Raw genomic sequence first — 25,945 nt, forward strand, 5'->3', positions numbered from 1 at the left:
TAAAATAGAAATTTTGTGTGGGAAATTAATCTTTTTCGTTGTAAGGCAACCGGTTCTGAATCGATCTGCCCAATGAAATTTCATCCGCATATTCCAGCTCATCTCCCACCGATATTCCGCGAGCGATGGTAGAAAAATTAACCTCAAAATTTTTGAATTTTTTATAAATGTAATAAGCCGTCGTATCGCCTTCCATCGTTGCGCTCAGAGCGAAAATCAGCTCTTTAACTTCTCCCCTTTCCAGTTTTTTTCCAATCGAAGAAATATGAAGTTGATTGGGACCAATACCTTCCATCGGCGAAATTTTGCCACCCAAAACTAAATATTTTCCTCTGTATTTTCCGGTATTTTCAATCGCCATCACATCTCGCACGTCTTCAACAACGCAGAGGATTTCTACATTTCTTTTCGGATTGGCGCAGATTTCACAAATTTCCACGTCGGAGAAATTATGACAATATTTACAGTATTTGATTTCTGTGACGAGTTTATTTAGCGCATCTCCCAAAGCAATTGCTTGACTTTCGGGCTGCTTCAGCAGATGTAATGCCAATCTCAGGGCCGATTTTTTTCCGATTCCGGGCAATCCCGAAATTTCTTCTACTGCTTTTGCTAATACTTTGCTCGGATAATCCATTCCACAAAAATAAAATTTAAAACCTCAAGGTGCAAGTTTCGCCCCTTTTATTATCTTTGGTGAAAATAGCTTTATGATTCTTCAAAATCTAAATTATCCTCTCGATTTCAAATTTAAAATTACCACCCTTTCCAGCGATTTTAATATCACCGATAAAAACGGAAATTATGTAGCATACGTTCGACAGAAAATGTTTAAATTAAAGGAAGATGTCATTATTTTCAATGATGAAACTCGCACTCGCGAACTCTTCCGAATTCAGGCCAACCAGTGGATCGATTTTAATGCTTCCTACTCGATGACCGATTTAGAAAACGGGAAAAATTTCGGAACACTGGCTCGAAAAGGAATGCGCTCTTTGTGGAAATCTCACTACGATGTTTTGGATGAAAATAATGCTTTGAAATACCAAATCAGCGAAGACAACGCTTGGGTGAAAATTTTGGATGGTTTTATTGGCGAAATCCCCATTGTCGGGATGTTTACCGGATATTTCCTGAACCCTTCCTACACCGTGAAAGATTCCGCAGGAAAAGAATATTTTCGCCTCAAGAAAATGCCATCATTGATTGGACGAAGATTTCAACTCGACCGGTTAATCGATATCGACGATAAAGACGAATCACTCGTTGTTTTATCTTTATTGATGATGGTACTTTTGGAAAGAGAACGAGGATAAATTACAAAAAATGTCTTGTAGCAATCTTTAAAAATAAAATTTTCCAAAACCTCCATTTTTTTTAAATTCAATAAATAATTGCCTGACTTTTTTTCAGGCATTTTTTTATTCTTAAATTTGAGGAAAATATTATTTATAATGGAAATTACGCAGATAGAACCTCAAATAGTCTGGAAAAATTTTGCTGCATTAAACGCAATACCTAGACCTTCCAAAAAAGAAGAAAAAGTAATTGCATTTATTAAAAACTTTGGTGAAAATCTTGGTTTAGAAACCATCGTTGACGAAGTAGGAAACGTTATCATCAAAAAACCTGCAACTCCGGGAATGGAAGACCGAAAAGCAATCGTGATGCAATCTCACCTCGATATGGTTTGCCAAAAAAACAATGATGTTCTTTTCGATTTCGAAACCCAAGGAATCCAAATGGAAGTAGATGGTGATTGGTTAAAAGCAAAAGGAACAACTTTGGGCGCTGATAACGGTTTGGGAGTTGCCGCAATCATGTCGGTTCTGGAAAGTTCGGATATTCCACATCCCGCTCTGGAAGCACTTTTCACTATTGACGAAGAAACTGGAATGACCGGTGCGATTGGCTTAAAACCGGGGCAATTATCCGGTGAAATACTTCTTAATCTAGACACCGAAGAAGATGACGAAATCGATATCGGTTGCGCTGGTGGAATCGACGTAACAGCCTGGCAAAACTACAATTTGGAAGACGCAAAAGGACAAATTGTGAAAATTGAAATCAAAGGTTTGCAAGGTGGACATTCCGGAATGGACATCCATAAAGGTTTCGGAAATGCAAATGTAATCTTAGGAAGATTATTGTATACGGGAGTTTACAACCAAAACATTCAGCTCATTTCGATTGATGGTGGTGGTTTGCGAAATGCGATTCCTCGCGAAGCGAATGCTGTATTTTCTGTGAGAAATGTCGTAGAATTCATCGATAATGCCAATATTTTAATAGCTTCAATCCTAGAAGAATTTGCAAATGTTGAAAAAGATCTGCAAATAAATATTGAAAATTTCAGTACCACAGAAAAAGCTATTTCTGAGGAAGATTCCAAAAAAATAATTTTAGCATTAAAATCCGCTCACAACGGTGTTTACCGAATGTCTCCGGATGTAGCTGATTTGGTAGAAACTTCCAATAATATCGCTCGTGTCGAGCTGAAAGATGGTACATTAAAAATTTTAAATCTTTCCAGATCATCGGTTGATTCTACAAAATTTGCTGTTGCAGAACAATTGAAATCCGTTTTCGAATTGGCAGGTTTTGAGGTAGAATTCAGCGGTTCGTATCCGGGTTGGAAACCAAAACCAGGTTCGGAAATAGTAAAAATCATGGAGAAAATTTACGAAAGAGATTTCGGATCAAAACCGCACGTAGTCGCTTGTCACGCAGGTTTGGAATGCGGAATTATCGGTGCAAATTATCCTGAAATGGAAATGGTAAGTTTCGGACCTACGATTCGTGGAGCACACTCACCCGAAGAAAAAGCGAATATTCCTTCTACAAAGAAATTCTGGGGATTTTTGAAAGAAATTTTAAAGGAAATTCCGAAAAAATAAGTTCTTAAAAATGGACAAAGATTGGCTTTTAAAAACCCTTGAAACCCGTTTCAATGAAAACATGCACCGTCATGAAAACCTAAAATGGGAAAATGTTCTGCAGAAACTGGAAACACAGCCGAAAAAACTGGAAATACTTCAAAAAATGGAAAATTTTGGTGGCGAACCGGATGTGGTTGGTTTTGATGAAAAATCAGGTGAATTTTTATTCTTCGATTGTTCAGTTGAAAGTCCGAAAGAGCGGCGCAGCTATTGCTACGACAGAGAAGCTTTGGACAAAAGAAAAGAAAACAAGCCCAAAAATAATGTTTTGGATGCCGCCAAAGATTTAGGAATTGAACTTCTTACAGAAAAAGATTATCGTTTTCTGCAAACTTTGGGGAATTTCGACATGAAAACTTCAAGTTGGTTGAAAACACCAGAAAAAATTCGCAAACTTGGTGGCGCAATTTTCGGAGATTTCCGTTATGCAACCGTTTTTATTTATCACAACGGAGCAGAATCTTATTACGCTGCTCAAGGATTTCGAGGAAAACTTAACGTATAAAAAGTACATCATTAAAAATAAAAATCCCGTAACATAGAGTTTCGGGATTTTGTTATTTAAAAAAGTAATTATTTTCTATGGATAAGGCGCGATTTGAACTTCCAATCCATCGATTTCTTCGGTAATGTGAATTTGGCAACCCAATCGGGAATTATCTTGAACGTGAAAAGCTTCAGCAAGCATTGCATCTTCTTCAGCGCCCATTTCTTCCAATTTTTCGGCACCATTAATTACATAGACCTGACAAGAAGCGCACATCGCCATTCCGCCACAAACCCCGATGGTACCTTCTTCCGCCAATTCGTAGGAACGCACCACTTCCATTAAATTCATGGACATATCGGTTGGCGCAATAACTTCGTGAGTTTGGCCGTTTCGGTCGGTAATTTTTAATTGAATATCCTGCATTTTTTTGATTCTAGTATTTAATCAATCTTTTTCACTACAGCTTTTTCCGCTTCTTTTCGGCTTCCATCAAAACCATCTACTCCACTTACTGTTGTATATTTTAAAACATATTTTTTACCCGGATTCAGCATATTGTAAACGCTTTGGCACATTAAAGTAGCTTCATGGAAACCACATAAAATCAGTTTCAATTTTCCTGGATAAGTATTGATATCGCCAATCGCATAAATTCCTGGAATATTGGTTTGATAATCCAATGCATTGTTCACAACGATGGCATTTTTCTCAATTTCTAAGCCCCAATTTGCAATATCTCCCAATTTTGGAGTAAGCCCGAAAAGCGGAATGAAATAATCGGTTTCCACATCGAATGTCTCGCCTTCTTTTTCCAAAGTAATTGCGGTAACTTTTACTTCCCCCTTAATTCCAGTCACTTCAGCGGGAGTCACCAACTTTATTTTTCCTTGATCCTTCAGAGCCTGAACTTTTTCAACAGAATCCAAAGCACCACGGAATTCGTTTCTTCGGTGAACCAAAGTTACTTCACTTGCAACATCGTCCAAGAAAATGCTCCAATCCAAAGCAGAATCTCCACCGCCTGCGATCACTACTTTTTTGTTTCGGAAATGTTCAGGTTCTTTAATGAAATATTCCACCCCTTTTTCTTCGTAATCAGCGATGTTTTCGATGGTCGGTTTTCTAGGTTCAAAAGTTCCCAATCCACCTGCAATTGCTACAGCTTTTGCGTGGTGAACGGTACCTTTGTTGGTTACCACTTCGAAAGTTCCATCTTCAAGTTTATTTAAAGTTTGAGCGGTTTCGCCCAAGGTAAAGCCCGGTTGGAACTGCTTAATTTGCTCCATTAAATTATCGATCAATTCTCCTGCATTCACTGATGGAAAACCTGGAATATCAAAAATAGGTTTTTTCGGGTAAAGCTCTGTCAGCTGTCCACCTGGTTGTGGCAAAGCATCGATAAGATGGCATTTCATTTTCAGCAGACCTGCTTCAAAAACTGCGAAAAGCCCGGTTGGTCCAGCTCCTATTATTAATAAATCGGTTGTAATCATTGATGATTTTTTTAAGAAATTTAGTGCCACAAATTTAAGAAAAATAAAAGAACAGCGAATTACATAAGAGTGAAAAATGTCATATTAAATTGCTTCCAAATCAATGTTTTATATTTGTGGCAAATTTTTTGCAAAACGAAAAACTATGAAAAAATTGTTAATCGCTTTCAGTATGATGATTTTTGCTTTGGGATTCTCTCAAAAGCTCGATAACATCCAATCTGGCGAATATTTAAATTATAGAATTCACTACGGACTTTTGAATGCCGGAACCGCAACTTTAACCACCTTAAAAACCACCTACAAAGGTCAACCGCATTTCTATGTGAAAGGTTATGGGAAAACTACCGGTGCTGTTCGCGCTTTCTTCAAAGTAGAGGATTACTACGAAAGTTACATCAATTACAACACCGGTTTACCAAGTTTTTATGTGAGAAATGTACAGGAAGGAACTTATACCCAACATTTCGAAACCAGTTTTAATCATAATAACCATACATTAATGTTAACGGATAAAGAAAAAAATACTTCCCGCGTGGTAAACTCTGTTAAAGGAATTCAGGATATGCTTTCGGCGTTTTATTATTTAAGAAGTTTGGAGCCGACTGAACTGAAGATTGGAAGTGTAAAAAAACTGAACGTGTGGATCGATGATGAAATGTTTCCTTTCCAGATTAAAATTGTAGGAAGTGAAAATATTAAAACAAAATTCGGAACTATCAATGCTTTGAAAATTGTTCCTCAAGTCATGAGTGGCCGTGTTTTCAAGGATAAAGAAGGCGTAACAATGTGGGTGAGCAACGACAAAAACCTAGTTCCTTTAGCGATAAAAGCTGAACTCGCAGTTGGCTCTTTGAAAGCCAGCATCGATTCGTATAAAAATGTGAAGTATCCACTGAATTTTAGCAAATAAACTTAAAATCCTTTTGCAAAAAGATATTCGCAAAAGAAAATTATAAAAAAAGACCGTTTCAATACTCTTGAAACGGTCTTTATAATTTTTTTAAAGAACAATTAAAGCGATTTAAACTGCTCCAACATTCTCTTATCATTTTCAAAAAACATTCGGATATCGCTCATTTGATAAAGCAACATCACGATTCTCTCAATTCCCATCCCAAAAGCGTAACCGGAATATTTATCCGCATCGATGTTGACGTTTTTCAAAACTGCAGGATCCACCATTCCGCAACCCATAATTTCCAGCCAGCCGGTTCCTTTGGTTATTCGGTAATCGGTTTCGGAATTCAGTCCCCAATACACATCCACTTCCGCACTCGGCTCTGTGAAAGGGAAATAGGAAGGTCTCATACGGATTTTCGATTTCCCGAAAAGTTCGGTGGTAAAAAACTGAATCGTTTGTTTTAAGTCTGCAAAACTTACATTTTCATCAATGTATAAACCTTCAATTTGATGGAAAATACAATGCGAACGAGAAGAAATAGCTTCATTTCTGAACACTCTACCAGGCGAAAGAATCCGCATTGGTGGTTGGTTTTCTTCCATATATCGAATTTGCACGGATGAAGTGTGGGTTCTCAGCAAAACATCGGGATTGGTTTCGATGAAGAAAGTATCTTGCATATCCCTCGCCGGATGATATTCCGGAAGGTTTAGCGCAGTGAAATTATGCCAATCATCTTCGATTTCCGGACCGTCGGCCACTGCAAAACCGATAGATTTAAAAATCTCGATGATTTTATTTTTTACCAAATTAATCGGATGGCGCGTACCGAGTTCAGTGGGAAATCCAGGTCTCGTTAAATCTTCTTTTTCCAGAATGAGGTTTGATGTAGATGCATTTTTCAGGGAATCAAGTTTTGCCTCGACTGCCTGTTTCAGCGTGTTGATTTTTTGCCCGAATTCTTTCTTCTGATCGTTAGGAACATTCTTAAATTGGGCAAAAATATCATTTAAGATTCCTTTTTTGCCATTGTATTTAATTCGGAATTGCTCAATATCATCTTTATTCGTCGTGCTGAAATTGCCAACCTCAACCAATAATTCATCAATCTTTTCTAACATCTTTAATATTTAGTAAGCTGCAAAAATACAATTTTTCAATGTAAATTTAAGCGTAAAATCACAGGTAAATTCTGCAAATACCCTTTTTTTTAATGGAATAAAATGCTACTGCTTTAGAAAATCGAGAAACAGTTCAATGGCTTTTTTTCTGTGGCTGATTGCGTTTTTATCTTCCGGTTTCATCTCTGCAAAGGTGATTTCATGATGATCGGGAATGAAAATCGGATCATAACCAAACCCTTTTTCACCACGAATTTCCCGGGTTAAATTCCCATAAACTCGACCTTCAAAATAATGAGTTCCATCGCCATCAACAAGACACATCACAGTGACGAAATAAGCTTTGCGATTGTCTTCATTTTTCATTTCATCGAGAACTTTGGCCATATTTTTCGCAAAATCATGGTTTCCGGCATAACGAGCGGAGTAAATCCCAGGTCTTCCGTCCAGAGCTTCCACCACCAATCCCGAATCGTCTCCCAAGCTTGGTTTCCCGGTTTTTTCGAAACAATATTTTGCTTTAATTAAAGCATTTTCGTGAAAGCTATTTCCGTCTTCTACAATTTCTTCGTGCAAATCGTAATCCGCTAATGAAGTGACGCTGAAATCGCTTCCTAATATCTGTTGAATTTCTTCTTTTTTATGCTGATTATGCGTTGCAATAAGGATTTCCTGGCTCATAAATATCAGTTCTTATAATTTTAAATTTCAGAATAATGGACTCTGTATTTTCGGGTAAACAAATAGTAAAAAACGGCAAATAAAACAATTCCTACAAACAAAATAATCCATTCGGAAACTTTGAAAGCATCGGCAAAACTTTCGGTATTTCCATAAAAAATGAGAATCGAGGAACATAAATTATTGAAAGCATGCAACAAAATCGGCAAAAGCAACGATTTGGTTTTATAATAAACAAATCCCAAAACACTTCCCAGCAAAACCGCTCCCACGAACTGCCAAGGATTGCCATGTACAAGCCCAAAAACTATGGATGAAATCGCAATCGCAACACCGGGTTTTGTACCTTTATTGATCAGTCCTTTCTGAATAATTCCACGGAAAACGATTTCCTCAAAAATTGGAGCCATAATCACCGCCATCACAATCATGGTGGCTTTATCATTGGTCATTTGCTCCATCATTTTCGAAAAATAGGCGTAATATTCTCCGAAAAATGGCCCGCTAATAGGAATTTGTGCGGTGATGAATTCGGCGATCAACATCATCCCAAACATCATCGGGAAAACCAAAAGATAAGTTCCAAAATTGGTCGGTGAAAAGTTGAAATTAAGTTTTTTGCCGGTTTGCGGTCTCACGACAAAGTAATCGAAAGCGAAAATTGCACCCAAAAATCCCGCCGCATTGACCACCATTAAATAAAAATCCTGATATTGAAAATTATTTTTAAATATCATCATCGAAAAAACATTGAGAACCGCGATTAAGGAGGTTCCAGCAATCATTCCTGCGACCAATGCAAAAGCGCCTTTCCAGTTGAAAATGTATTTTTTTTGAGGGTAATTTTCTTTCATTTTCCTATTTTAATTGAAGCATTTTTTTCATTTCTTCGTTCATTTAACTAATTTCATAAGCTGATAAGGCTCCTAATTTTCCTGCAACTAAATCTTTATCTAGCGTTGCTATTTTCGAAGTTTTCAAAATAGAATCGACTTTAAGACCATTGCTATTTGATTTTTTTAAAACTAAATCAAACTTATTTTTCCATCTTAAATTGGAGGTTATGAAAGAAACCGTCACATCTAAATCATTGGCATATAAAACCACAGCAGGACGCAATTTGCTATCTGACAAATCCGTGAAAGGAAAAGGGATAAGAACAATATCACCTTTCCTCATTTCCATATTTTATTTTAATATCCGAAACGGAATAGGTTATTTCGTCCTCATCCAGAAAATCATAAGCTTTGCTTTGTTCTACAAGTTCAGCGATACCATCTTTCAATAAGTTTTCTTCATATTTCATCAAAAGAAAATCCGCAAAATCTGAAATTTCTTCTGCTTTGCGATTAGGAAGCTTATTGATGATGTTTATGGTTTTTTCAATAATGGCAGACTTATCCATTGCTGTATATTTTTCAACAAATATAAATCAATTCTCAGAAAAAGTGGCGTAACTTTTCGACTTACCAAACTTCGTTTTCATTTTCCATAAAAAAACACGATTTTTGCACATTCAAATACAATTATGTCAGAACTCATCAAAGAAATAGAAAGACGAAAAACCTTCGGGATCATCTCGCACCCGGATGCCGGTAAAACGACCTTAACGGAAAAACTCCTTCTTTTCGGAGGTGCAATTCAGGAAGCCGGTGCCGTAAAATCGAATAAAATTAAAAAAGGAGCAACCTCCGATTTTATGGAAATCGAAAGACAGAGAGGAATCTCGGTGGCGACTTCGGTTTTGGCTTTTGAATACCGAAATCATAAAATCAACATTCTCGATACACCCGGTCACAAAGATTTTGCGGAAGATACCTACAGAACTTTAACTGCAGTAGATTCGGTAATCGTGGTTATCGACGTTGCAAAAGGGGTCGAGGAACAAACCGAAAAACTCGTTCAGGTTTGTAGAATGCGAAACATTCCGATGCTCGTTTTCATCAATAAACTCGATCGTGAAGGAAAAGATGCATTTGACCTTTTGGATGAAGTGGAACAAAAACTGGGATTAACGGTTTGTCCGCTTTCTTTGCCAATTGGGATGGGAGGCGATTTCCAAGGGATTTATAACATCTGGGAAAATAATATTCAACTCTTTTTAGAAGAGAAAAAACAAAAAGTGGGTGAGGCGATTAAATTTGATGACATCAATGACACGACAATCGATGAAGTTATCGGAGCAAAAGCTGCAGCAACTTTGAGAGAAGAACTCGAATTGGTACAATCGGTTTATCCGAAATTTAACCGTGAAGATTATATGAAAGGCGATTTGCAACCAGTTTTCTTTGGTTCTGCTTTGAATAATTTCGGAGTTCGTGAACTATTGGATGCCTTCATCGATATCGCGCCGAAACCACAACCTAAAGAAAGCGAAACCCGCTTAGTAAAGCCCGAAGAAAAAGATTTCACGGGATTTGTTTTCAAAATTCATGCGAATATGGACCCGAAACACCGCGACCGATTGGCTTTCGTGAAAATCGTTTCCGGAACTTTTAAAAGAAATGAAAATTATCTGTTGGTAAGAGAGAACAAAAAAATGAAATTCTCTTCTCCAAACGCCTTCTTTGCCGATAAAAAAGAAGTAGTGGACGAGAGTTTCCCGGGAGATATTGTCGGACTTCACGATACCGGAAATTTCAGAATTGGCGATACTTTAACTGCCGGAGAAAAAATCAACTTCAAAGGAATTCCGAGTTTTTCACCGGAACATTTCCGATATATTAATAATGATGATCCATTAAAGGCAAAACAACTCGCGAAAGGAATCGACCAATTGATGGACGAAGGTGTGGCGCAACTTTTCACCCTCGAAATGAACAACCGAAAAATTATCGGAACCGTGGGCGCACTTCAGTATGAAGTAATCCAATACCGTCTGGAGCACGAATATGGCGCGAAATGTACCTATGAACCACTTTCGATCCACAAAGCTTGTTGGATTGAAGCCGACGAAAAATCCGAAGAATTCAAAGAATTTGCGAGATTGAAACAACGTTTTATGGCGAGAGACAAATACGGACAATTGGTATTTTTGGCAGATTCATCGTTTACCATTCACATGACTCAGGAAAAATTTCCGAATGTGAAACTCCATTTCATCAGTGAATTTAGAAAGAATCAATAATCAATACTTAAATCTTCAGTTCATCTGAAGATTTTTTTTTGTAAAATACTTTGTAAAATATTTTGCAAAGCACTCATTTACAATAAACTAATAGTTTTCACCATTTTTAGGGAATACTATTTGATTCTACTCCACAGTTTTTAATTTAAAATCAACCATGAAGAAAATATTTCTTTCCATTTTCGTTGCAGGCGCTTTAGTTTCTTGTGACAAAAACACGATTCAGCAAACCACCGACAGCATCAAACAAGCCGATAGTTTGTTGACGAAAGCCAACGATGGCATCAAAACTTTGGATTCAATCTCGAAAACCATCAACGATTCCGACGGAATTACCAAAAAAGTAATCCTTCCGGAAATTGAAAAGCAAAAAAAATCAATCGACAGCACCATAAAATCCGGAAGTTGGCAGATCGATTCCATCAACAAAGAGATTGAAAAAATTACCAAAAATGTGAAAGTAGGAACCGAAGTGGTGAAAACTTTGGATTCCGCAAATCGGTCTTTGGAAAAAGGTGGAAATGTGATTTCTGTTCTAACGAAAACCGCCGACAAAATCCTTCAACAAACCAAATCTCAACCGAAAGTTGCGGAAAATCCTGCGCCAAATCCGCCTTCACAAAGCCAAAATAATTCGGTAACAACGCTTCCGGAAAAGGAAATTTCGCCTTTGGTAAAAACCGCGAGATTGGAAATTCAAGTGGAAAATCTTGAGGAAGCAAAAGTTTTATTAAGACAAAAAATCAGGGAAAACAACGCCGATTTGGTTTCGGAAAATTTCACTCAAAACGAAGGAATTATGCGAGAATATACTACGGTAAAAGTTCCGCTTCAGTATTTTGATGGCTTGGTTTCTGACGTTTCCTCGCAATTGGGCGATGTGAAATCGAAAAGTACCGAAACTGAAGGTAATGATCGGATCGCTTCGCAAATGTGCGACGTCGAAATTACTTTAGTGCAAAACGAAAATATTTCCGGAACTGCCTTTGCCAAGGAGAAAGTTGAGGAAGATCCTAACAGTTTAAGCGGGGCTTTTATGAAAGGTTTCAACGTATTGGGAGATGCGATGCTTTTTCTACTTCCTTTCTGGCCCATTATCCTAATTGCTGTGGGGCTTTGGTATTTTATTGCGAAAAGAAATAACAAAAAACGCGAAGAAGAATTCCAAAGACAATTGGCTTTAGAAAGAGAAAAAATAAAAGCGGCAGAGGCCTTAAAACCATCAGCAGAAACGCCTCAAAACACTGAACCAACCAATGCTGAAGAAAATAAAAACGATGACGATATTTCTAAATACATGCCGAAAGAATAATGATAATTTGAGATATAGAAAATAGGCTGTTCATTTTTTGAACAGCCTTTTTAGTATTTTTCATAGAAAGATGTTGAAAAATTTAGAGGTATAGTAATTCTAGATTTTACAGGAACGCCATCTAATATAGCAGGATTCCAATTTCCTTTTGTTCTATTGATGGAGCGAACGATATCTTTGTTAAATGATTCATTATCTATTTTGGGTGAAACAATAGGGTTAATAATTTCACCATTTTCATCAACTACAAATTCTAAAAAAAGGTTTCCATTAACATGATAATCGTTAAAAATAGACATGAAATTATCATGAATATCCTTGTCCATCACTTTTTTGCCACCTTTGTAAGTAATAGGAATATAAAGTTTTTCAGGAGTGTAATTTTCTGTGTATTTATCCAGCAAATGATTGGGAACAAAAAATAACCTAACAATTGAATCAAAATTTTGATCTTTAATTTTCGCAGGAATCCACTTGTCACTAAGTTTTAGTTCTCTCAAAACATCTAAAGTGAAATCGTACGCACATTTATTTTTATTGATGTTGACAGAGTCAAAATCGGTGATAAATTTTATTTTGGCTTCCTTGGTCAATAGTAATTTGGCTTGATAAATTTCTTTTTTATCACAAGAAGAAAGTTTTTTCTCAGAAGCAATGGTGTTGATATCCTTGTATAATTCTTGTAATCCACCTTTGTAAAATTCTTGATTTTTTGGAAATTCATCTAGAATTTGTGCATTTAAAAATGCTGTGAAAAATAAAAAAATAGAAAATAGTTTCTTTGTTTTCATAATTATCATAAAATTTCTATTATTTATTACTCAAAGCATACACCGCAAAACTCGCCAACCAATGATCGCCACCATAATTTCCTTTAAAAACCAAAGGCAAAGCATTTTCTAAAAATTTGGCAGAAGTATCCTCGAAATGTTTTTTGTATCGGTGATTTTTAGGTAAAACTTGAGCAATATTTTTCATGCACCAACTTCTAGTAAAACTTAAACCAACCAAGTGAACGGTTTGATAATCATTAATATCCGAAATTACAGGAATCTGAGAAATATTCTCAATACTTCTTTTTTCGTAGAATTTATTAAACCATTTTACATATTCATCTTGCGGGAGAATTCTGGTCATCAAATCAGCAATTTCTAAACTTGGCGAGAAGAAATCACTTCCGTCTGGTTCTAAATAAGCAGGTGTTTTTTCGTCTTTTAGATAGAAATATTTTGCTTTTTCGATGAGTTGGTTTTCAAAATCTTTTTCGCCAACCGTTCTTGCCCAATCTATGGCAAAACTTAGCGCAAATGCCGTGTTCGGATGAACTCCTGTTCTATTGGGATACGTTTGTTTCGGTAAATATTCTTTCCATAATTTTACGATTTCATCGGTGAGTGGTTTTAAATTTTGGTGCCAAGTTTTCGCTTGTGGATTTTCCCAACTCGCCAATTCTGCATCTAATTGAAGCAACCAAGCCCAACCATAAGTTCTCTCAAAACCTTTTGCAACTTGATATTTGCTGAAATATTCTGCTTCGGATTTTATTTTCTCAGGTTGAAAAGAATTATCGAGAATGTTTAGAATTTCATCTCGATTTTTGAGAAAAGGTTTGTCTTTCAGTAATTTGATGAGCATCCAATGTCCGTGAACCGATGAATGCCAATCAAAACAGCCATAAAAACTTGGGTGCAACTCTTTTGGAGTCAGTTTTACTTCGATCTCATTATTAATAACATGCGCTGTTTTATTAGGATATTCTTGGTTAATGCAATGCACAGGTTTTTCGGATAATTGAAACGCAATTTCATCAGTAGGCGTTCTAACTTGTGCTGAAAAACTCAAGGAAAACAAAACGGCTAAAAGACTCATTTTTTTCATTGAATAAATGTATAAAAAATAACTAAAATTTAAACAAAAAAAGCCCTCCACAATCGGAAGGCTTTTCTTTATTTCATATTCACTACTCTATCGACGATATAAGTGGTATTTCCCCGCCAAGGAAGCACTCCGTGATATTCTTTGTAATGCAAATCGAAGGTTTTCCCGTTGTTGATTTCGAGTTGTTTGAAAATGGCTTCATCTTCAACAGAAAATTCGAATTCGTAGCTGGTTAAATTCCCGGTTCTCGGATTGGCTCCGAAGCCTTGCTGAATAAGTTTTCCTTCATAAGTTTTGAAAATATTGCCTTTTTTCACGGCATAATTTAATACTCCGGATTTTACGCCTTCACCGAAAACGAAATAATACCGGTAATAAAAAACACCTGCCAAAACCAAAAGTATTGCAATAAGAGACATCCACACGTATTTCATAGCGAATTTATTTAGGTTTAATTATTTTGCGATACTTCTGGAAATTACAATTTTCTGAATTTCAGAAGTTCCTTCGTAAATCTGGGTGATTTTCGCATCACGCATCATTCTTTCAACGTGATATTCCTTCACATAACCGTATCCACCGTGGATTTGTACAGCCTCAATCGTGGTATCCATCGCAACTTGCGAAGCGTAAAGTTTTGCCATTGCACCGATTTCCGAGATGTCTTTTCCTTCATCTTTTTCGGTTGCAGCTTTGTAGCAAAGCATTCTCGCAGCGGTAATTTGGGTTGCCATATCTGCTAATTTGAATGCAATCGCTTGGTGATTAATGATTTCCGTTCGGAAAGCTTTTCTGGTTTTAGCATATTTCAAAGCCAATTCATACGCTCCGGAAGCAATTCCCAACGCTTGAGAAGCAATCCCGATTCTACCACCATTCAAAACCGCCATTGCGAAATTGAAACCGAAACCATCTTCCCCGATTCTGTTTTCTTTAGGTACTTTCACATCGGTGAATAATAAAGAATGTGTATCACTTCCGCGGATTCCCAGTTTATCTTCTTTGGGTCCGATTTCGAAACCGTCCCAACTTCTTTCTACGATGAAAGCGTTGATTCCTTTATGTTTTTTCTCCGGATCAGTTTGTGCAATTACGACATAGTAAGTTGCGTTTCCGCCGTTTGTAATCCAGTTTTTAGTACCATTAAGGACATAATGGTCGCCCATATCTACTGCAGTGGTTTTTTGGGAAGTAGCATCCGAACCCGCTTCCGGCTCCGAAAGTGCAAATGCCCCAATCACTTCGCCGCTTGCCAAAGGTTTCAGATATTTCATTTTCTGTTCTTCATTGCAGAATTTTTCCAATCCGGCGCACACCAAAGAATTGTTTACCGACATGATCACGGCAGCTGAAGCATCTACTTTAGCGATTTCTTCCAATGCCAAAACATAAGAAACACTGTCCATTCCGGCGCCGCCATATTTAGGATCTACCATCATTCCCAAAAATCCCAATTCTCCCATCTTCTTCACTTGCTCATAAGGAAATTTCTGTTCTTTGTCTCTTTCTATTACGCCGGGCAAAAGTTCGTTTTGGGCAAAATCTCTTGCAGCCTGCTGAATCATCAATTGTTCTTCGGATAAATTAAAGTCCATAATAATATTAAAATTGTTTGTCCGTAAAGCTACAATTTTTCTAAAAATTTTGAAAATTAAAATGATATCACCTTTAAAATATTCATAAAAAATTACTTTTTATAGAGTTAAACTTCATTTATTTTTTCAAAAAAAAGGTCAAAAAAAAATGTTTTTGCTGTTTAAAATAAAAATGATATTTTTACCAAAACCCAATATTAAATTGTGTTTAAATTAGAATATCTTTTATAAAAAATTACTATGTCGATAAAACGAATTTTTGATTTTGCCCACCAAGCCTTGGAAAAATACCCGCAAGATGATATGTTCATCACTAAATATCACGGGGAATGGGAGAAAACCTCAACCAAAGAATTTAATAATCTTGGGGATAAAATATCCCGTGGATTATTGAAGTTGGGCATCAAACCGGGAGATAAAATAGCATTGATTACCACCGCAAGCCGTACTGAATGGGCAGTAATGGACTTGGGAATTGCTCAAATTGGCGCAGTTTCCGTACCGGTTTACCCTACTATTTCACCGGAAGATTATGATTTTATTTTCAACAATGCGGAAGTTCAATACTGTTTTGTTTCCGACCGTGAATTGCTGGAAAAAGTACAACAAATCAAGAGCAATGTACCAAGTTTAAAGGGAATATTCACTTTTGATAAAGTGGAAGGAGCTGCAAACTGGAACGAAATCCTGGATTTAGGTAATGATGATGCTACCCAAAATGAAGTTGAGGATCTATCCAACAGCATTAATGCTGAAGATTTGGCAACAATAATATATACCTCGGGAACAACAGGACGGCCAAAAGGAGTAATGCTCTCTCATCAAAATATCGTTTCGAATGTATTGGCTTGCGACCCAAGAATTCCACGCATCAAAGGTTTCGATTATAAAGATATCCGAATCCTAAGTTTCTTACCGATTTGCCATGTTTTCGAAAGAATGTTGTTTTATCTGTATCAAAACAATGGCTATTCGGTGTATTTTGCAGAAAGCATTGAAAAGATGGGCGACAACATCAAGGAAGTGAAACCTCATATTATGACGGTTGTACCTCGATTGATCGAAAAAGTTTACGATAAAATCTATGACAAAGGAACCAGCGCAGGTGGTTTGAAAACGAAAATTTTCCTTTGGGCACTCGGTGTCAACAAAGCGAAAAAAAACCTCGGAAAACCTTCAGGTTTAAAAGAAATCATCGCAGACAAACTGGTATTTTCAAAATGGAGAGAAGGTTTAGGTGGAAACATTATCACTTTGGTTTCCGGTTCTGCAGCGCTCCAACCACGTTTAAATAAAATGTTCCAAAACGCAGGAATCCCAATTCTGGAAGGTTACGGATTAACGGAAACTTCACCGGTAATCTCGGTAAACAGTTTCGGGAAAATCAAAGTAGGAACCGTGGGTCATGTTTTGGATAATCTCCAAGTGAAAATTCAGGAAGATGGTGAAATCACCGTGAAAGGACCTTCTGTATTCAAAGGTTATTTTAAAAATGAAGAAATGACCAAAGAAGTATTCACCGAAGAAGGCTTCTTCAAAACCGGCGACATCGGACATATCGATGAAGAAGGTTATTTGCATATCACCGATCGTAAGAAAGAAATGTTCAAAACTTCCGGTGGTAAGTACATCGCTCCGCAAGCTATTGAAAACCAAGCCAAAGCATCGAAATTCATCGAGCAGATCATGGTCGTTGGTGATGGCGAAAAAATGCCTTGCGCACTCATTCAGCCGGATTTCAATTTCGTGCAACATTGGGCAGAGCGAAAACAAATCAACGTAGGAACAACGCCTGAGGAAATCGCGAAAAGCCCTGAACTAAAAGAAAGAATAGGCAAAGAAATCGATTACCTGAACTCCAAACTAGGAAATTGGGAACGAATCAAACGTTTCCAACTCACACCGGAAGTTTGGTCCATTGAGACGGGAATCCTCACGCCAACGCTAAAACTGAAGCGTAAAGCAGTGAAAGAAAGATTCATCGACCTCTACAACAAAATGTACGACCACGATCAGGAGGCGTAAACAATAATAAAAACACGGTTTCGGCCGTGTTTTTTTATTTAGAATATTATTATAAATATTTGATGATTTTGGAAAGATGCGTAAATTTAAGTATTAGTAGAAAGTTTCTCCAACAATATGGTTAAAAGAAAAGTATTAGAAAAATTGAGCGATATAGAGCTCGAAAAATATATAAAACCTGAAAGTAGATTTGTACCTGAAGCAATTGAATTTGCTTTTGATATTTTAAAACAAAGAGGAAGAATTTTTACTGAAACCGAAATTGGGCAAATTCAGAATTTAATAAAAACAAAAAAAGATAACGAACCCAAATTTGAAGAAATAAAAAATAATGGTTGGGATAAAAATTTCACTGAGGATGAAAATGCAATTGAATTATATACCAACAAATTAATTTGGATTTATTGTTTACTTGTCGGCGTTATTTTCGGCTCTTTATTACAAGTTTATAATTTTATTAAGATTAAAAATACCAAAGCAGCTGTTGTAACTTTAATTTTTGGTATTATTTATTCTACTTTACAAATCATCTTGATGAGTTATATTGGTGACATAACCTACGGAAGATATTCCCTCAGAATTTTCTTGTCTGGAATTGGTGCATTTGGTTTAATAGTTATTAAAGAAAACATCTTTAAAGACAAAACTAAATATCGAGCAAAATCAATTGTTTTTCCTGTAATTTTTGCTGTAATAATCCATATATATTTGATTTATACAATATTTTATGAATCTTAAATAAAAAACCTCTTCTATTTATCTCCAGGATGGATGTAGAACTAACAGCAATATTCAGAATTCACTCCGCAAGTGCAAGAAATGATTCCGCAACTTCTAGAAATGATTCCGCAAGTTGTAAAAATGGTTCCGCAGCCTTCAGAAATCATTCCGCAAGCCGCAGAAATCGTTCCGCAAGCTGCAGAAATGACACAACAACATTGATTATCCATTTCTGCAATTGATAATTTATTTATTTGTATAAATACTTAATATATTTACAATTTAACATCGAAATTTATATCAAATCAATAAATTCATTACCACACAATGATATTCTGTGGCAATTATAAAATATTTAAAACCATTAAGAAATTAAGAGAATTAAGAATACTGAGAAGAAATCAACACACCCATCATCAGTGGATTTTTATACTTTAATACAAGAAAGGCAAAGCAATGTCAAAGGAATGTCAAAGTAATGTCAAAGTAAATTATAAGTAATGTCCGGCGATAGATTTTCCTTTCCCCACTTCCCTATTGATTCGTTCGAGGAATTCTTCCTATTTTAGCGGTCTTAAAAATAATGTATGACGGCGACCGGTTTTATCCAAAAATTTCTAAATATTTCCGATAAAAATATCCATGCAACCCTGAAACTTTTGAGCGAAGATTGCACCATTCCCTTTATTTCACGCTATCGGAAAGATGCAACCGGCAACCTCGACGAAGTGCAGATCGAGCAAATCGCAAAACTAAATGCCCAGTTTGAAGAACTCATCAAAAGGAAAGAAAGCATCCTGAAATCCATTGAAGAACAAAATGCCCTCTCCCCCGAACTGAAACAGCGCATCGAGGAAAGTTTCGACCTTCAGGAACTGGAAGATTTGTATTTGCCCTACAAAAAACGCAGAAAAACCAAAGCCGACACCGCCAAAGAAAAAGGCCTGGAACCTTTGGCAAAAATAATCATGAGCCAGAAACCCAATGATCTGCATTTGCTGGCCTCGAAATACCTCAATCCCGAAATAGCGTCCGTAGAAGATGCATTGCAGGGCGCGAGAGACATCATCGCGGAATGGATTAACGAAAATGGCTATGTCCGCAAAAACCTTCGCCGGCTGTTCCAAAGAAAAGCCATGATTTCCTCCAAAGTGGTAAAAGCCAAGAAAGACGAAGAAGCTGCCCAGAAATTTTCGCAGTATTTCGAATGGGAAGAAAACCTGACCAGAATCCCCTCGCACCGGCTTTTAGCAATACTCCGAGCGGAAACAGAAGGTTTCGTGAAGACCAAAATAGAAATCGATAAAGATGAAGCCTTAGACCTCATTGAAAACGCCATCCTGAAATCCAATAACGAATGCACGGACCAAATCGCCATCGCAATCAGCGACAGTTACAAACGCTTACTGGAGCCTGCCATCTCGAATGAAACCCTGCAAGAAGCCAAACAAAAAGCCGACGAAAAAGCCATCAATATTTTCTCTGAAAACCTCAGACAATTGCTACTTGCGCCGCCTTTAGGAGAAAAAAGAATCCTTGCGATCGATCCTGGATACAGAAGCGGTTGTAAAGTAGTTTGCCTCGATGAGAAAGGCGATTTACTCCACAACGAAACCATTTTCCCTCACGCTCCGCAAAACGAAGCCGGAATGGCGATGAAGAAAATCAGGTCGATGGTGAACGCCTATAATATTCAGGCAATCTCAATTGGAAACGGCACCGCAAGCCGCGAAACCGAATTCTTCATCAAGAAAATTGCTTTCGATACACCACCACAAGTTTTTGTGGTTTCAGAAGCAGGCGCATCGGTATATTCTGCAAGCAAAATTGCAAGAGATGAGTTTCCGAATTTTGACGTAACCGTTCGTGGTGCTGTTTCCATCGGCAGAAGACTTTCCGATCCGTTGGCAGAACTCGTGAAGATTGATGCAAAATCCATCGGGGTGGGACAATACCAGCATGATGTAGACCAAACCCAACTGAAAAACGAACTGGACACCACCGTGATGAAATGTGTAAATTCCGTAGGCATCAACCTGAATACGGCGAGCAAATCGCTTTTAAGTTACGTCTCAGGAATCAGTGAAAAAATGGCAGAAAACATTGTGAATTACCGTGCAGAAAATGGCGCTTTTGAGGACCGAAAACAGCTGAAAAAAGTTCCGAGATTAGGTGAAAAAGCATATCAACAAGCAGCTGCGTTCATTAGAATCGCCAACGGAAAAAATCCGCTCGACAATTCCGCCGTGCATCCGGAAGCGTATCCGGTTGTAGAAAAAATGGCAAAAGAGTTAGGCATCAAAACCATTGATCTTATCGCCAATAAAGAAAAAATCGCATTAATAACCCCTGAAAAATACACTACTGAATCCATCGGAATTTTAGGAATTAAAGATATTCTGAAAGAACTCGAAAAACCCGGCCTCGACCCAAGAAAAGCCGCCAAAGTATTTGAATTCGACCCGAACGTAAAAACCATCAAAGATCTAAAACCCGGAATGATACTCCCCGGAATCGTGAACAACATCACTGCCTTTGGCTGCTTTGTGGATCTTGGGATCAAGGAAAGCGGTTTGGTGCATATTTCTCAACTTAAGGAAGGATTTGTATCGGACGTCAGTGAAGTGGTGAAGCTGCATCAACACGTACAGGTTCGAGTAACGGAGGTAGATGAAGCCCGGAAAAGAATGCAGCTGAGCATGATTTTGTAGATTGTTAAAATTTAAAATAATAAAATTCTTATTTAAACAAATTCACCGAAATCCCTTCACAAAATCCGAAATTACCGGATTGCTTTTCCCGTAACTTACCATTCGGACATCCAATGGAACGTTCTTGAATTTTTCTAAAGATGATTTTATAGCGCTTAAAATCCATGATAATTCATTTTGAAAAACGCCGCCTCCGACCAAAGTGAGATAAAGGATTGGACATCCGGTTTTTTGGTAATTTTCGGTTGCAGCGTAAAAGGCAGATTCGTAAGTTGCATCCAACACCAGTGAAGCAAATTCCTTCCAATCGCCAGAATAAATATTGGAATATCCAATCGGTAACGCCGAACAATATATTTGCGAAACGAGTTGTTTCTGTGTAAAATTGGTCACTTCAGTATTCCACTGAATACCGGTTTTCAGGAGGTTTTTCAGTGCTTCATATTCTTGGGTTTTCATTTTTCGGATGGATTCAGAAATCGTTTTCAAACCCTTTTCTGTGGGAAAACAATAACCGTTCTGCATCTTCCACAATGCTGATTTATCATTTCCGAAAAACTTTCCAATTTCTTCCAAACCATCGATTTGGTTCTCGGAAGTTTGTCCATTTTTCCCATTGATTGGTGCAAAATAATTTCGGTAAATGGTTCCCGCACCACATGCAATGGCACAAGCCGGACCTTGAGTATGGTCGTTTTCATATCGATCAACGCCCATTTCCGGAGTTACAGACGGACTGATCATTTCCAACATATTGAACTGCGAAGCTGCCTGAAACATCGCATTTTCATTATCTCTCAAACAATGAAGTGCACGAACATTTCCTATAATTTCTGTGATTTTAATGCTTCCATCAAACACCGATAAATCGATTCTGTTTTTTAATTCTTTCAAAGTCGGAACTTCTAAAACTCCGTGTTGGTAAGACTTTCCGTTAACTAATGAAGTCATCAACTCTCCATCAATAGCAATATTTTCTTGTACTTGTAAAGGATTAATTTCATTAAAACCCATCAAATTTCTGAACCACATTATTCTTAAAAATTTTTTATCTAAAATACGAAATCTTTAATGATCTGAAATTACCATTAAATCAATTGTTTGCAGCTTGAGCTTAGATTTAAATGTTTTTCGTTGCGGACTTCTTTAATAGTAAAATTTAAATGATGATTAAATAAAAAAAATCTGTAGCCTCAATATTATTACTATTAATTTATAAATAATGATTTCAATTTTTAAAAATCAAAAATAAATCCAAAATAAGGCAACGGCGTGGATCGGTCTGCTTCGCCAAAATTTAATTGGTACATCTGCTCATTCTGCGGCGCGGAAGGATTAAAAATAATTCCGTTTCCGTTGGCATCACGTTCCAGGGTGATTACAGGAAGAGCGCTGGGTTTTTTGGAATCGTAAACGTTCACCACATCGACGTAAAACGTTATCTGCCATTTGTTGAAAATCCATTTTTTCTCAGCACGAATATCCAGTTGATGAACCAAATTTCCGCGTCCGGAATTGAGCAAAGTATAATCCGAAACCGGTAAATTCGCGATATTCCAAACATTCACGATTTGGCTTCTTTCAAAATCATAAGGCGTTTCCGGAAGTCCGCTCTGCAGTCTAAATCTTGCCCCGAAATTCCAATTTCTATTGAAATATTTCCCCGCGGTTAAGGACAAAATATGACGGCTGTCCCAACTCGATGGTTTCAAATCTCCGTTGATGTCGCTAAATTTCGATTGTCCGAAAGTGTACGATGCAATTCCGTAGAAATCGTTAAGTGTTCTTTTTTGCGCCAAAATTTCAAAACTATAGGTTTCGCCAGAACCTCTGCTATCCAAAGGTCCTAAAAATACAATTTTTCATTTTTTAAACTTTTGACATTTTTAAAATAAAGAAAATTGAAGGATACCAAATATACTATACTATGGAAACGCTAATTACTATCAGGAAAATATCGTAAGCCTTAAAGATAACAATAAAATGAATGGGTAATTAAAAAAATGGACTTTAACGGGAATAAACAGGCACCTCGCCTCCTAAAAAAATAGGAATCTCCACTTCTTCCGAATTACAGAGAATTTGAAATTTCTTTAATATTTAAATTTTACAAAATCAAATGCGTAAACAACTCTTTCTGCTCATTCAGATGCTGATAATCGATTTTTTTTGTTTTCATTTTTTGTTCCATACGATCTAAATCAAATCTGTTTTTTAATTCTACACCCACCACTGCCGGACCTTCTTCGCGGTTGTTCTTTTTGGTGAATTGAAAATAAGTGATGTCATCATTTTCGCCTAAAACTTCGTTTACAAATTCTTTTAATGCACCGGGACGTTGTGGAAAGTTGACGATGAAATAATGCTTCAAACCTTCATAAATCAAGGAACGCTCTTTGATTTCTTCCATTCTTGTAATGTCGTTGTTACTTCCGCTCACAATGCAGACCACATTTTTTCCTTTGATTTGATCTTGATACAAATCCAAGGCTGCGATGCTCAGAGCTCCTGCCGGTTCTACCACAATGGCTTCTTCGTTATATAATTTTAAAATCGTGGTGCAAACTTTCCCTTCTGGAACCAAAATGATGTCGTCTAATGAATGTTGGCAGATTTCAAATGTTTTGTCGCCCACTCGTTTTACGGCAGCTCCATCTACAAATTTATCAATGTCGGTGAGTGCAGTATTTTTACCGTTTTCCAACGATGTTTTCATAGAAGCGGCACCTTGTGGTTCCACGCCGATAAGTTGGGTTTCGGGACTTAACTGTTTAAAAACCGAAACTACTCCTGCTGCCAAACCGCCACCACCAATCGGGAAGAATAAGAAATCAATCGTATTTCTGGAATCCTCAATAATTTCCAATCCCACAGTTCCTTGTCCGGCAATCACCCATTCATCATCAAACGGATGTACAAAAACCGCTTTATTTTCATTGCTGAAAAGCAGCGCTTCGTTGTAGGCATCATCAAAAGTATCTCCTTTGAGAACCACTTCTACGTTTTCTTTTCCGAAGAGTTTTACCTGTTTTATTTTTTGTGCAGGTGTAGTGATGGGCATATAAATAACGGCTTTTATATTGAGTTTTCTACACGCAAAAGCTACACCCTGAGCGTGATTACCCGCACTGGCACATACAACGCCTAATTTTCTTTCATTTTCGGAAAGAGAACTGATTTTATGATACGCACCACGCAATTTATAAGAACGCACGGGCTGCAAATCTTCCCGTTTCAGATAAACCTGAGCAGCAAATTGCTCACTCAGGTTTTCGTTTTTTACCAGAGGCGTATGCACCGACACGCCATTGAGATTTTCCGCTGCCTCTTGTATTTTTGTCAAATGTATCATTTGGTTTGAGGTCTTAATTTTCGAACTTGCATTCCGGTTTGCCACAACTCACTTTGCTGTAATTCTTCGAGTTCTGCATTGAGTTTTTCACGGTAATCCGGCTTGCTGTTGGCTTCGATAACGATGGCTGCTTCTTTGCCAGAAAGCACGTCATCATACAATTCATTAAAAACAGGGGTTGTGGCATCTCTAAATTTTCCTTTCCAATCCAAAGCGCCTCGCTGTGCGGTGGTGCTGCAATTGGCAAACATCCAATCCATTCCGTTTTCCGCTACCAAAGGCATTAAACTTTGGGTTAGTTCTTCTACGGTTTCGTTAAATGCTTCGCTTGGTGAATGGCCTCGCTGACGAAGTACATGGTATTGCGCTTCAAAAACGCCTGCGATAGCTCCCATTAAAACGCCACGTTCTCCGGTTAAATCGCTATATACTTCTTTTTGAAATGTGGTTTCAAACAAATAGCCCGATCCAATGGCAATGCCTAATGCCAAGGCTTTCTCTTCTGCTTTTCCTGTAGCATTTTGATAAACAGCATAACTGGAATTTAAACCTTGCCCTTTTAAAAATAATGTTCGTAACGAGGTTCCCGAACCTTTTGGGGCGACTAAAAATACATCTACATCTTTAGGTGGCACGATACCTGTTTTTTCATGAAAAGTAACGCCAAAACCGTGTGAAAAATACAATGACTTTCCTGTAGTTAAATGTTTTTTCATGGTTTCCCACGCTTGTATTTGCCCAGCATCTGATAATAAATTCATTAGCAAAGTGCCTTTTTCGCACGCAGTTTCTACTTCAAAAAGGGTTTCGTTTTCTACCCAACCATCTGCTAATGCTTTGTCCCAGCTTTTTGTTCCTTTTCGTTGTCCTACAATTACATTTACACCGTTATCTTTCAAATTTAATGCTTGTCCAGGACCTTGTACGCCGTAACCGATTACTGCAACGGTTTCATTTTTTAGTACTTCTCTTGCTTTCTCTAATGAAAACTCTTCTCGTGTTACGACATTTTCCATTACGCCGCCAAAATTTAATTGTGCCATTTTTATTGTTTTATTATTAATTGATTTCTAATTCTTTTAAATAAGTGCTTAATTCTTTCATTGATTTTGATACCGCAACCCTGCCGGATCGGGCAAATTCTAAAATACCGAAGGGTTTCAGTTTCTCCAATAAAGCCTGAGTTTCTGCTTTGTATCCAGTTTTTTCAATGACGATAAAATCGGGATCTACGGTGAGAATTTTAGCGCTGTTTTCTTTCACTACCTGCTCCACATTAATTGATTTAAGTTCTGTTGTTTTGATTTTATATAAAGCTATTTCCCTATGTACCACTTCATCATCTTCGTGTACAAAGGCTTTCAGAACATCAATTAATTTTTCGATTTGCCCAACAACTTTTTCGATTTTTTCCCTGCTCGTTCTTAAAACAATTGTATAACGATGTACATCCTTTACTTCTGTTTCTGAAGCGGTTATACTGTCAATATTCAAGTGTCTTCTTGTGAAAATGATGGTGATGCGGTTGAGCATTCCGATTGTATTTTCCGTAAATATGGATACGGTGAATGGGCGGTCTAATGATTCCATTTTGTTC

At 37.3% G+C, this 25,945-nt stretch carries 27 protein-coding genes; 10 read left to right on the top strand and 17 right to left on the bottom strand.

Annotation, left to right across the window (positions count from 1 at the left end; genetic code table 11):
• Positions 1-25: 25 nt before the first annotated feature.
• The gene (gene recR, locus H0S70_RS05445) at positions 26-637 is read right to left on the bottom strand and encodes a recombination mediator RecR (RefSeq protein WP_188321978.1); all 612 of its coding nucleotides are present in this window, start codon (positions 635-637) and stop codon (positions 26-28) included.
• A 73-nt stretch (positions 638-710) separates the two neighbouring features.
• Here recR and H0S70_RS05450 point away from each other — a divergent pair, with 73 nt between their 5' ends.
• The 3 genes from H0S70_RS05450 to H0S70_RS05460 all read left to right on the top strand — a co-directional run bounded on the left by H0S70_RS05450 (position 711) and on the right by H0S70_RS05460 (position 3,444).
• Complete coding sequence (locus H0S70_RS05450) at positions 711-1,316, top strand: LURP-one-related/scramblase family protein (RefSeq protein ID WP_188321979.1); 606 nt, start codon at positions 711-713, stop codon at positions 1,314-1,316.
• 138 nt (positions 1,317-1,454) lie between these two features.
• Positions 1,455-2,897, top strand: a complete 1,443-nt coding sequence (locus H0S70_RS05455; RefSeq protein WP_188321980.1) for an aminoacyl-histidine dipeptidase — start codon at positions 1,455-1,457, stop codon at positions 2,895-2,897.
• A 10-nt stretch (positions 2,898-2,907) separates the two neighbouring features.
• The gene (locus H0S70_RS05460; protein ID WP_188321981.1) at positions 2,908-3,444 is read left to right on the top strand and encodes a DUF4256 domain-containing protein; all 537 of its coding nucleotides are present in this window, start codon (positions 2,908-2,910) and stop codon (positions 3,442-3,444) included.
• A 75-nt stretch (positions 3,445-3,519) separates the two neighbouring features.
• On the opposite strand, the gene H0S70_RS05465 is transcribed toward H0S70_RS05460, so the two are convergent.
• Both H0S70_RS05465 and H0S70_RS05470 read right to left on the bottom strand, forming a co-directional pair.
• The gene (locus H0S70_RS05465) at positions 3,520-3,852 is read right to left on the bottom strand and encodes a 2Fe-2S iron-sulfur cluster-binding protein (RefSeq protein ID WP_188321982.1); all 333 of its coding nucleotides are present in this window, start codon (positions 3,850-3,852) and stop codon (positions 3,520-3,522) included.
• A 17-nt stretch (positions 3,853-3,869) separates the two neighbouring features.
• Positions 3,870-4,922 carry an NAD(P)/FAD-dependent oxidoreductase gene (locus H0S70_RS05470; protein WP_123905040.1) on the bottom strand — a complete coding sequence of 351 codons (1,053 nt, stop codon included), beginning with the start codon at positions 4,920-4,922 and terminating at the stop codon, positions 3,870-3,872.
• Between the two features lie 145 nt (positions 4,923-5,067).
• Between H0S70_RS05470 and H0S70_RS05475 the strand changes: the two genes are divergently transcribed.
• A complete protein-coding gene (locus H0S70_RS05475) occupies positions 5,068-5,835 on the top strand; it encodes a DUF3108 domain-containing protein (protein ID WP_188321983.1) in 768 nt (255 codons plus the stop codon).
• 101 nt (positions 5,836-5,936) lie between these two features.
• On the opposite strand, the gene pheS is transcribed toward H0S70_RS05475, so the two are convergent.
• From pheS to H0S70_RS05500, 5 genes are all read right to left on the bottom strand, one after another.
• Positions 5,937-6,947, bottom strand: a complete 1,011-nt coding sequence (pheS, locus tag H0S70_RS05480; RefSeq protein ID WP_123248382.1) for a phenylalanine--tRNA ligase subunit alpha — start codon at positions 6,945-6,947, stop codon at positions 5,937-5,939.
• Between the two features lie 105 nt (positions 6,948-7,052).
• A complete protein-coding gene (rdgB, locus tag H0S70_RS05485; RefSeq protein ID WP_188321984.1) occupies positions 7,053-7,628 on the bottom strand; it encodes an RdgB/HAM1 family non-canonical purine NTP pyrophosphatase in 576 nt (191 codons plus the stop codon).
• Positions 7,629-7,648: 20 nt separating this feature from the next.
• Positions 7,649-8,482 (bottom strand): CPBP family intramembrane glutamic endopeptidase, encoded by an 834-nt coding sequence (locus tag H0S70_RS05490; protein ID WP_188321985.1) that lies wholly within the window; start codon positions 8,480-8,482, stop codon positions 7,649-7,651.
• Positions 8,483-8,525: 43 nt separating this feature from the next.
• Positions 8,526-8,807: a type II toxin-antitoxin system PemK/MazF family toxin gene (locus tag H0S70_RS05495; RefSeq protein WP_123248383.1), complete on the bottom strand. Its 282-nt coding sequence runs from the start codon at positions 8,805-8,807 to the stop codon at positions 8,526-8,528.
• Positions 8,794-9,033 carry a hypothetical protein gene (locus H0S70_RS05500; protein ID WP_031501911.1) on the bottom strand — a complete coding sequence of 80 codons (240 nt, stop codon included), beginning with the start codon at positions 9,031-9,033 and terminating at the stop codon, positions 8,794-8,796. Before H0S70_RS05500 ends, H0S70_RS05495 begins: the two co-directional genes overlap by 14 nt.
• A gap of 123 nt (positions 9,034-9,156) precedes the next feature.
• Here H0S70_RS05500 and H0S70_RS05505 point away from each other — a divergent pair, with 123 nt between their 5' ends.
• Both H0S70_RS05505 and H0S70_RS05510 read left to right on the top strand, forming a co-directional pair.
• The gene (locus H0S70_RS05505; protein ID WP_188321986.1) at positions 9,157-10,755 is read left to right on the top strand and encodes a peptide chain release factor 3; all 1,599 of its coding nucleotides are present in this window, start codon (positions 9,157-9,159) and stop codon (positions 10,753-10,755) included.
• Positions 10,756-10,912: 157 nt separating this feature from the next.
• On the top strand, positions 10,913-12,067 hold the full coding sequence (locus tag H0S70_RS05510) for a DUF4349 domain-containing protein (protein ID WP_188321987.1): 1,155 nt from the start codon (positions 10,913-10,915) through the stop codon (positions 12,065-12,067).
• A gap of 50 nt (positions 12,068-12,117) precedes the next feature.
• Here the strand turns inward: H0S70_RS05510 and H0S70_RS05515 are convergent, their stop codons facing one another.
• The 4 genes from H0S70_RS05515 to H0S70_RS05530 form a co-directional block, all read right to left on the bottom strand.
• Positions 12,118-12,858, bottom strand: coding sequence for an energy transducer TonB (locus tag H0S70_RS05515; RefSeq protein WP_188321988.1), 741 nt, complete (start codon positions 12,856-12,858; stop codon positions 12,118-12,120).
• Between the two features lie 19 nt (positions 12,859-12,877).
• Positions 12,878-13,936 (bottom strand): DUF2891 domain-containing protein, encoded by a 1,059-nt coding sequence (locus H0S70_RS05520; protein ID WP_228453793.1) that lies wholly within the window; start codon positions 13,934-13,936, stop codon positions 12,878-12,880.
• Between the two features lie 77 nt (positions 13,937-14,013).
• Positions 14,014-14,379 carry a hypothetical protein gene (locus tag H0S70_RS05525; protein WP_188321990.1) on the bottom strand — a complete coding sequence of 122 codons (366 nt, stop codon included), beginning with the start codon at positions 14,377-14,379 and terminating at the stop codon, positions 14,014-14,016.
• Between the two features lie 21 nt (positions 14,380-14,400).
• On the bottom strand, positions 14,401-15,540 hold the full coding sequence (locus H0S70_RS05530) for an acyl-CoA dehydrogenase (RefSeq protein WP_188321991.1): 1,140 nt from the start codon (positions 15,538-15,540) through the stop codon (positions 14,401-14,403).
• Positions 15,541-15,780: 240 nt separating this feature from the next.
• Here H0S70_RS05530 and H0S70_RS05535 point away from each other — a divergent pair, with 240 nt between their 5' ends.
• The 4 genes from H0S70_RS05535 (at position 15,781) to H0S70_RS05545 (ending at position 20,996) form a co-directional block, all read left to right on the top strand.
• Positions 15,781-17,565, top strand: a complete 1,785-nt coding sequence (locus tag H0S70_RS05535) for an AMP-dependent synthetase/ligase (protein WP_188321992.1) — start codon at positions 15,781-15,783, stop codon at positions 17,563-17,565.
• A gap of 117 nt (positions 17,566-17,682) precedes the next feature.
• Positions 17,683-18,303 (top strand): hypothetical protein, encoded by a 621-nt coding sequence (locus H0S70_RS05540; protein ID WP_123248157.1) that lies wholly within the window; start codon positions 17,683-17,685, stop codon positions 18,301-18,303.
• Between the two features lie 81 nt (positions 18,304-18,384).
• Positions 18,385-18,507, top strand: coding sequence for a hypothetical protein (locus H0S70_RS14430; RefSeq protein ID WP_262891130.1), 123 nt, complete (start codon positions 18,385-18,387; stop codon positions 18,505-18,507).
• A gap of 365 nt (positions 18,508-18,872) precedes the next feature.
• On the top strand, positions 18,873-20,996 hold the full coding sequence (locus H0S70_RS05545) for a Tex family protein (protein WP_188321993.1): 2,124 nt from the start codon (positions 18,873-18,875) through the stop codon (positions 20,994-20,996).
• A 42-nt stretch (positions 20,997-21,038) separates the two neighbouring features.
• Here H0S70_RS05545 and H0S70_RS05550 read toward each other — a convergent pair whose 3' ends face one another.
• The 5 genes from H0S70_RS05550 to ilvN form a co-directional block, all read right to left on the bottom strand.
• The gene (locus tag H0S70_RS05550; RefSeq protein ID WP_188321994.1) at positions 21,039-22,028 is read right to left on the bottom strand and encodes a hypothetical protein; all 990 of its coding nucleotides are present in this window, start codon (positions 22,026-22,028) and stop codon (positions 21,039-21,041) included.
• Between the two features lie 203 nt (positions 22,029-22,231).
• Positions 22,232-22,795 carry a hypothetical protein gene (locus H0S70_RS05555; protein WP_228453794.1) on the bottom strand — a complete coding sequence of 188 codons (564 nt, stop codon included), beginning with the start codon at positions 22,793-22,795 and terminating at the stop codon, positions 22,232-22,234.
• Between the two features lie 308 nt (positions 22,796-23,103).
• Entirely contained in the window at positions 23,104-24,348 is a 1,245-nt protein-coding gene (ilvA, locus tag H0S70_RS05560) for a threonine ammonia-lyase IlvA (protein WP_188321995.1), read from the bottom strand.
• Positions 24,345-25,391, bottom strand: coding sequence for a ketol-acid reductoisomerase (gene ilvC / locus H0S70_RS05565; protein ID WP_188321996.1), 1,047 nt, complete (start codon positions 25,389-25,391; stop codon positions 24,345-24,347). Before ilvC ends, ilvA begins: the two co-directional genes overlap by 4 nt.
• Positions 25,392-25,407: 16 nt before the next feature.
• Complete coding sequence (ilvN, locus tag H0S70_RS05570) at positions 25,408-25,938, bottom strand: acetolactate synthase small subunit (protein ID WP_188321997.1); 531 nt, start codon at positions 25,936-25,938, stop codon at positions 25,408-25,410.
• Positions 25,939-25,945 lie beyond the last annotated feature (7 nt).

This window comes from Chryseobacterium manosquense, from assembly GCF_014623485.1.
GTDB classification, from domain to species: domain Bacteria; phylum Bacteroidota; class Bacteroidia; order Flavobacteriales; family Weeksellaceae; genus Kaistella; species Kaistella haifensis.

Coding starts and splice junctions, on each gene's coding strand:
- recR (WP_188321978.1), bottom strand. CDS start 637: ATGGATTATCCGAGCAAAGTATTAGCAAAAGCAGTAGAAGAAATTTCG.
- H0S70_RS05450 (WP_188321979.1), top strand. CDS start 711: ATGATTCTTCAAAATCTAAATTATCCTCTCGATTTCAAATTTAAAATT.
- H0S70_RS05455 (WP_188321980.1), top strand. CDS start 1,455: ATGGAAATTACGCAGATAGAACCTCAAATAGTCTGGAAAAATTTTGCT.
- H0S70_RS05460 (WP_188321981.1), top strand. CDS start 2,908: ATGGACAAAGATTGGCTTTTAAAAACCCTTGAAACCCGTTTCAATGAA.
- H0S70_RS05465 (WP_188321982.1), bottom strand. CDS start 3,852: ATGCAGGATATTCAATTAAAAATTACCGACCGAAACGGCCAAACTCAC.
- H0S70_RS05470 (WP_123905040.1), bottom strand. CDS start 4,922: ATGATTACAACCGATTTATTAATAATAGGAGCTGGACCAACCGGGCTT.
- H0S70_RS05475 (WP_188321983.1), top strand. CDS start 5,068: ATGAAAAAATTGTTAATCGCTTTCAGTATGATGATTTTTGCTTTGGGA.
- pheS (WP_123248382.1), bottom strand. CDS start 6,947: ATGTTAGAAAAGATTGATGAATTATTGGTTGAGGTTGGCAATTTCAGC.
- rdgB (WP_188321984.1), bottom strand. CDS start 7,628: ATGAGCCAGGAAATCCTTATTGCAACGCATAATCAGCATAAAAAAGAA.
- H0S70_RS05490 (WP_188321985.1), bottom strand. CDS start 8,482: ATGAAAGAAAATTACCCTCAAAAAAAATACATTTTCAACTGGAAAGGC.
- H0S70_RS05495 (WP_123248383.1), bottom strand. CDS start 8,807: ATGAGGAAAGGTGATATTGTTCTTATCCCTTTTCCTTTCACGGATTTG.
- H0S70_RS05500 (WP_031501911.1), bottom strand. CDS start 9,033: ATGGATAAGTCTGCCATTATTGAAAAAACCATAAACATCATCAATAAG.
- H0S70_RS05505 (WP_188321986.1), top strand. CDS start 9,157: ATGTCAGAACTCATCAAAGAAATAGAAAGACGAAAAACCTTCGGGATC.
- H0S70_RS05510 (WP_188321987.1), top strand. CDS start 10,913: ATGAAGAAAATATTTCTTTCCATTTTCGTTGCAGGCGCTTTAGTTTCT.
- H0S70_RS05515 (WP_188321988.1), bottom strand. CDS start 12,858: ATGAAAACAAAGAAACTATTTTCTATTTTTTTATTTTTCACAGCATTT.
- H0S70_RS05520 (WP_228453793.1), bottom strand. CDS start 13,936: ATGAGTCTTTTAGCCGTTTTGTTTTCCTTGAGTTTTTCAGCACAAGTT.
- H0S70_RS05525 (WP_188321990.1), bottom strand. CDS start 14,379: ATGAAATACGTGTGGATGTCTCTTATTGCAATACTTTTGGTTTTGGCA.
- H0S70_RS05530 (WP_188321991.1), bottom strand. CDS start 15,540: ATGGACTTTAATTTATCCGAAGAACAATTGATGATTCAGCAGGCTGCA.
- H0S70_RS05535 (WP_188321992.1), top strand. CDS start 15,781: ATGTCGATAAAACGAATTTTTGATTTTGCCCACCAAGCCTTGGAAAAA.
- H0S70_RS05540 (WP_123248157.1), top strand. CDS start 17,683: ATGGTTAAAAGAAAAGTATTAGAAAAATTGAGCGATATAGAGCTCGAA.
- H0S70_RS14430 (WP_262891130.1), top strand. CDS start 18,385: ATGATTCCGCAACTTCTAGAAATGATTCCGCAAGTTGTAAAAATGGTT.
- H0S70_RS05545 (WP_188321993.1), top strand. CDS start 18,873: ATGACGGCGACCGGTTTTATCCAAAAATTTCTAAATATTTCCGATAAA.
- H0S70_RS05550 (WP_188321994.1), bottom strand. CDS start 22,028: ATGTGGTTCAGAAATTTGATGGGTTTTAATGAAATTAATCCTTTACAA.
- ilvA (WP_188321995.1), bottom strand. CDS start 24,348: ATGATACATTTGACAAAAATACAAGAGGCAGCGGAAAATCTCAATGGC.
- ilvC (WP_188321996.1), bottom strand. CDS start 25,391: ATGGCACAATTAAATTTTGGCGGCGTAATGGAAAATGTCGTAACACGA.
- ilvN (WP_188321997.1), bottom strand. CDS start 25,938: ATGGAATCATTAGACCGCCCATTCACCGTATCCATATTTACGGAAAAT.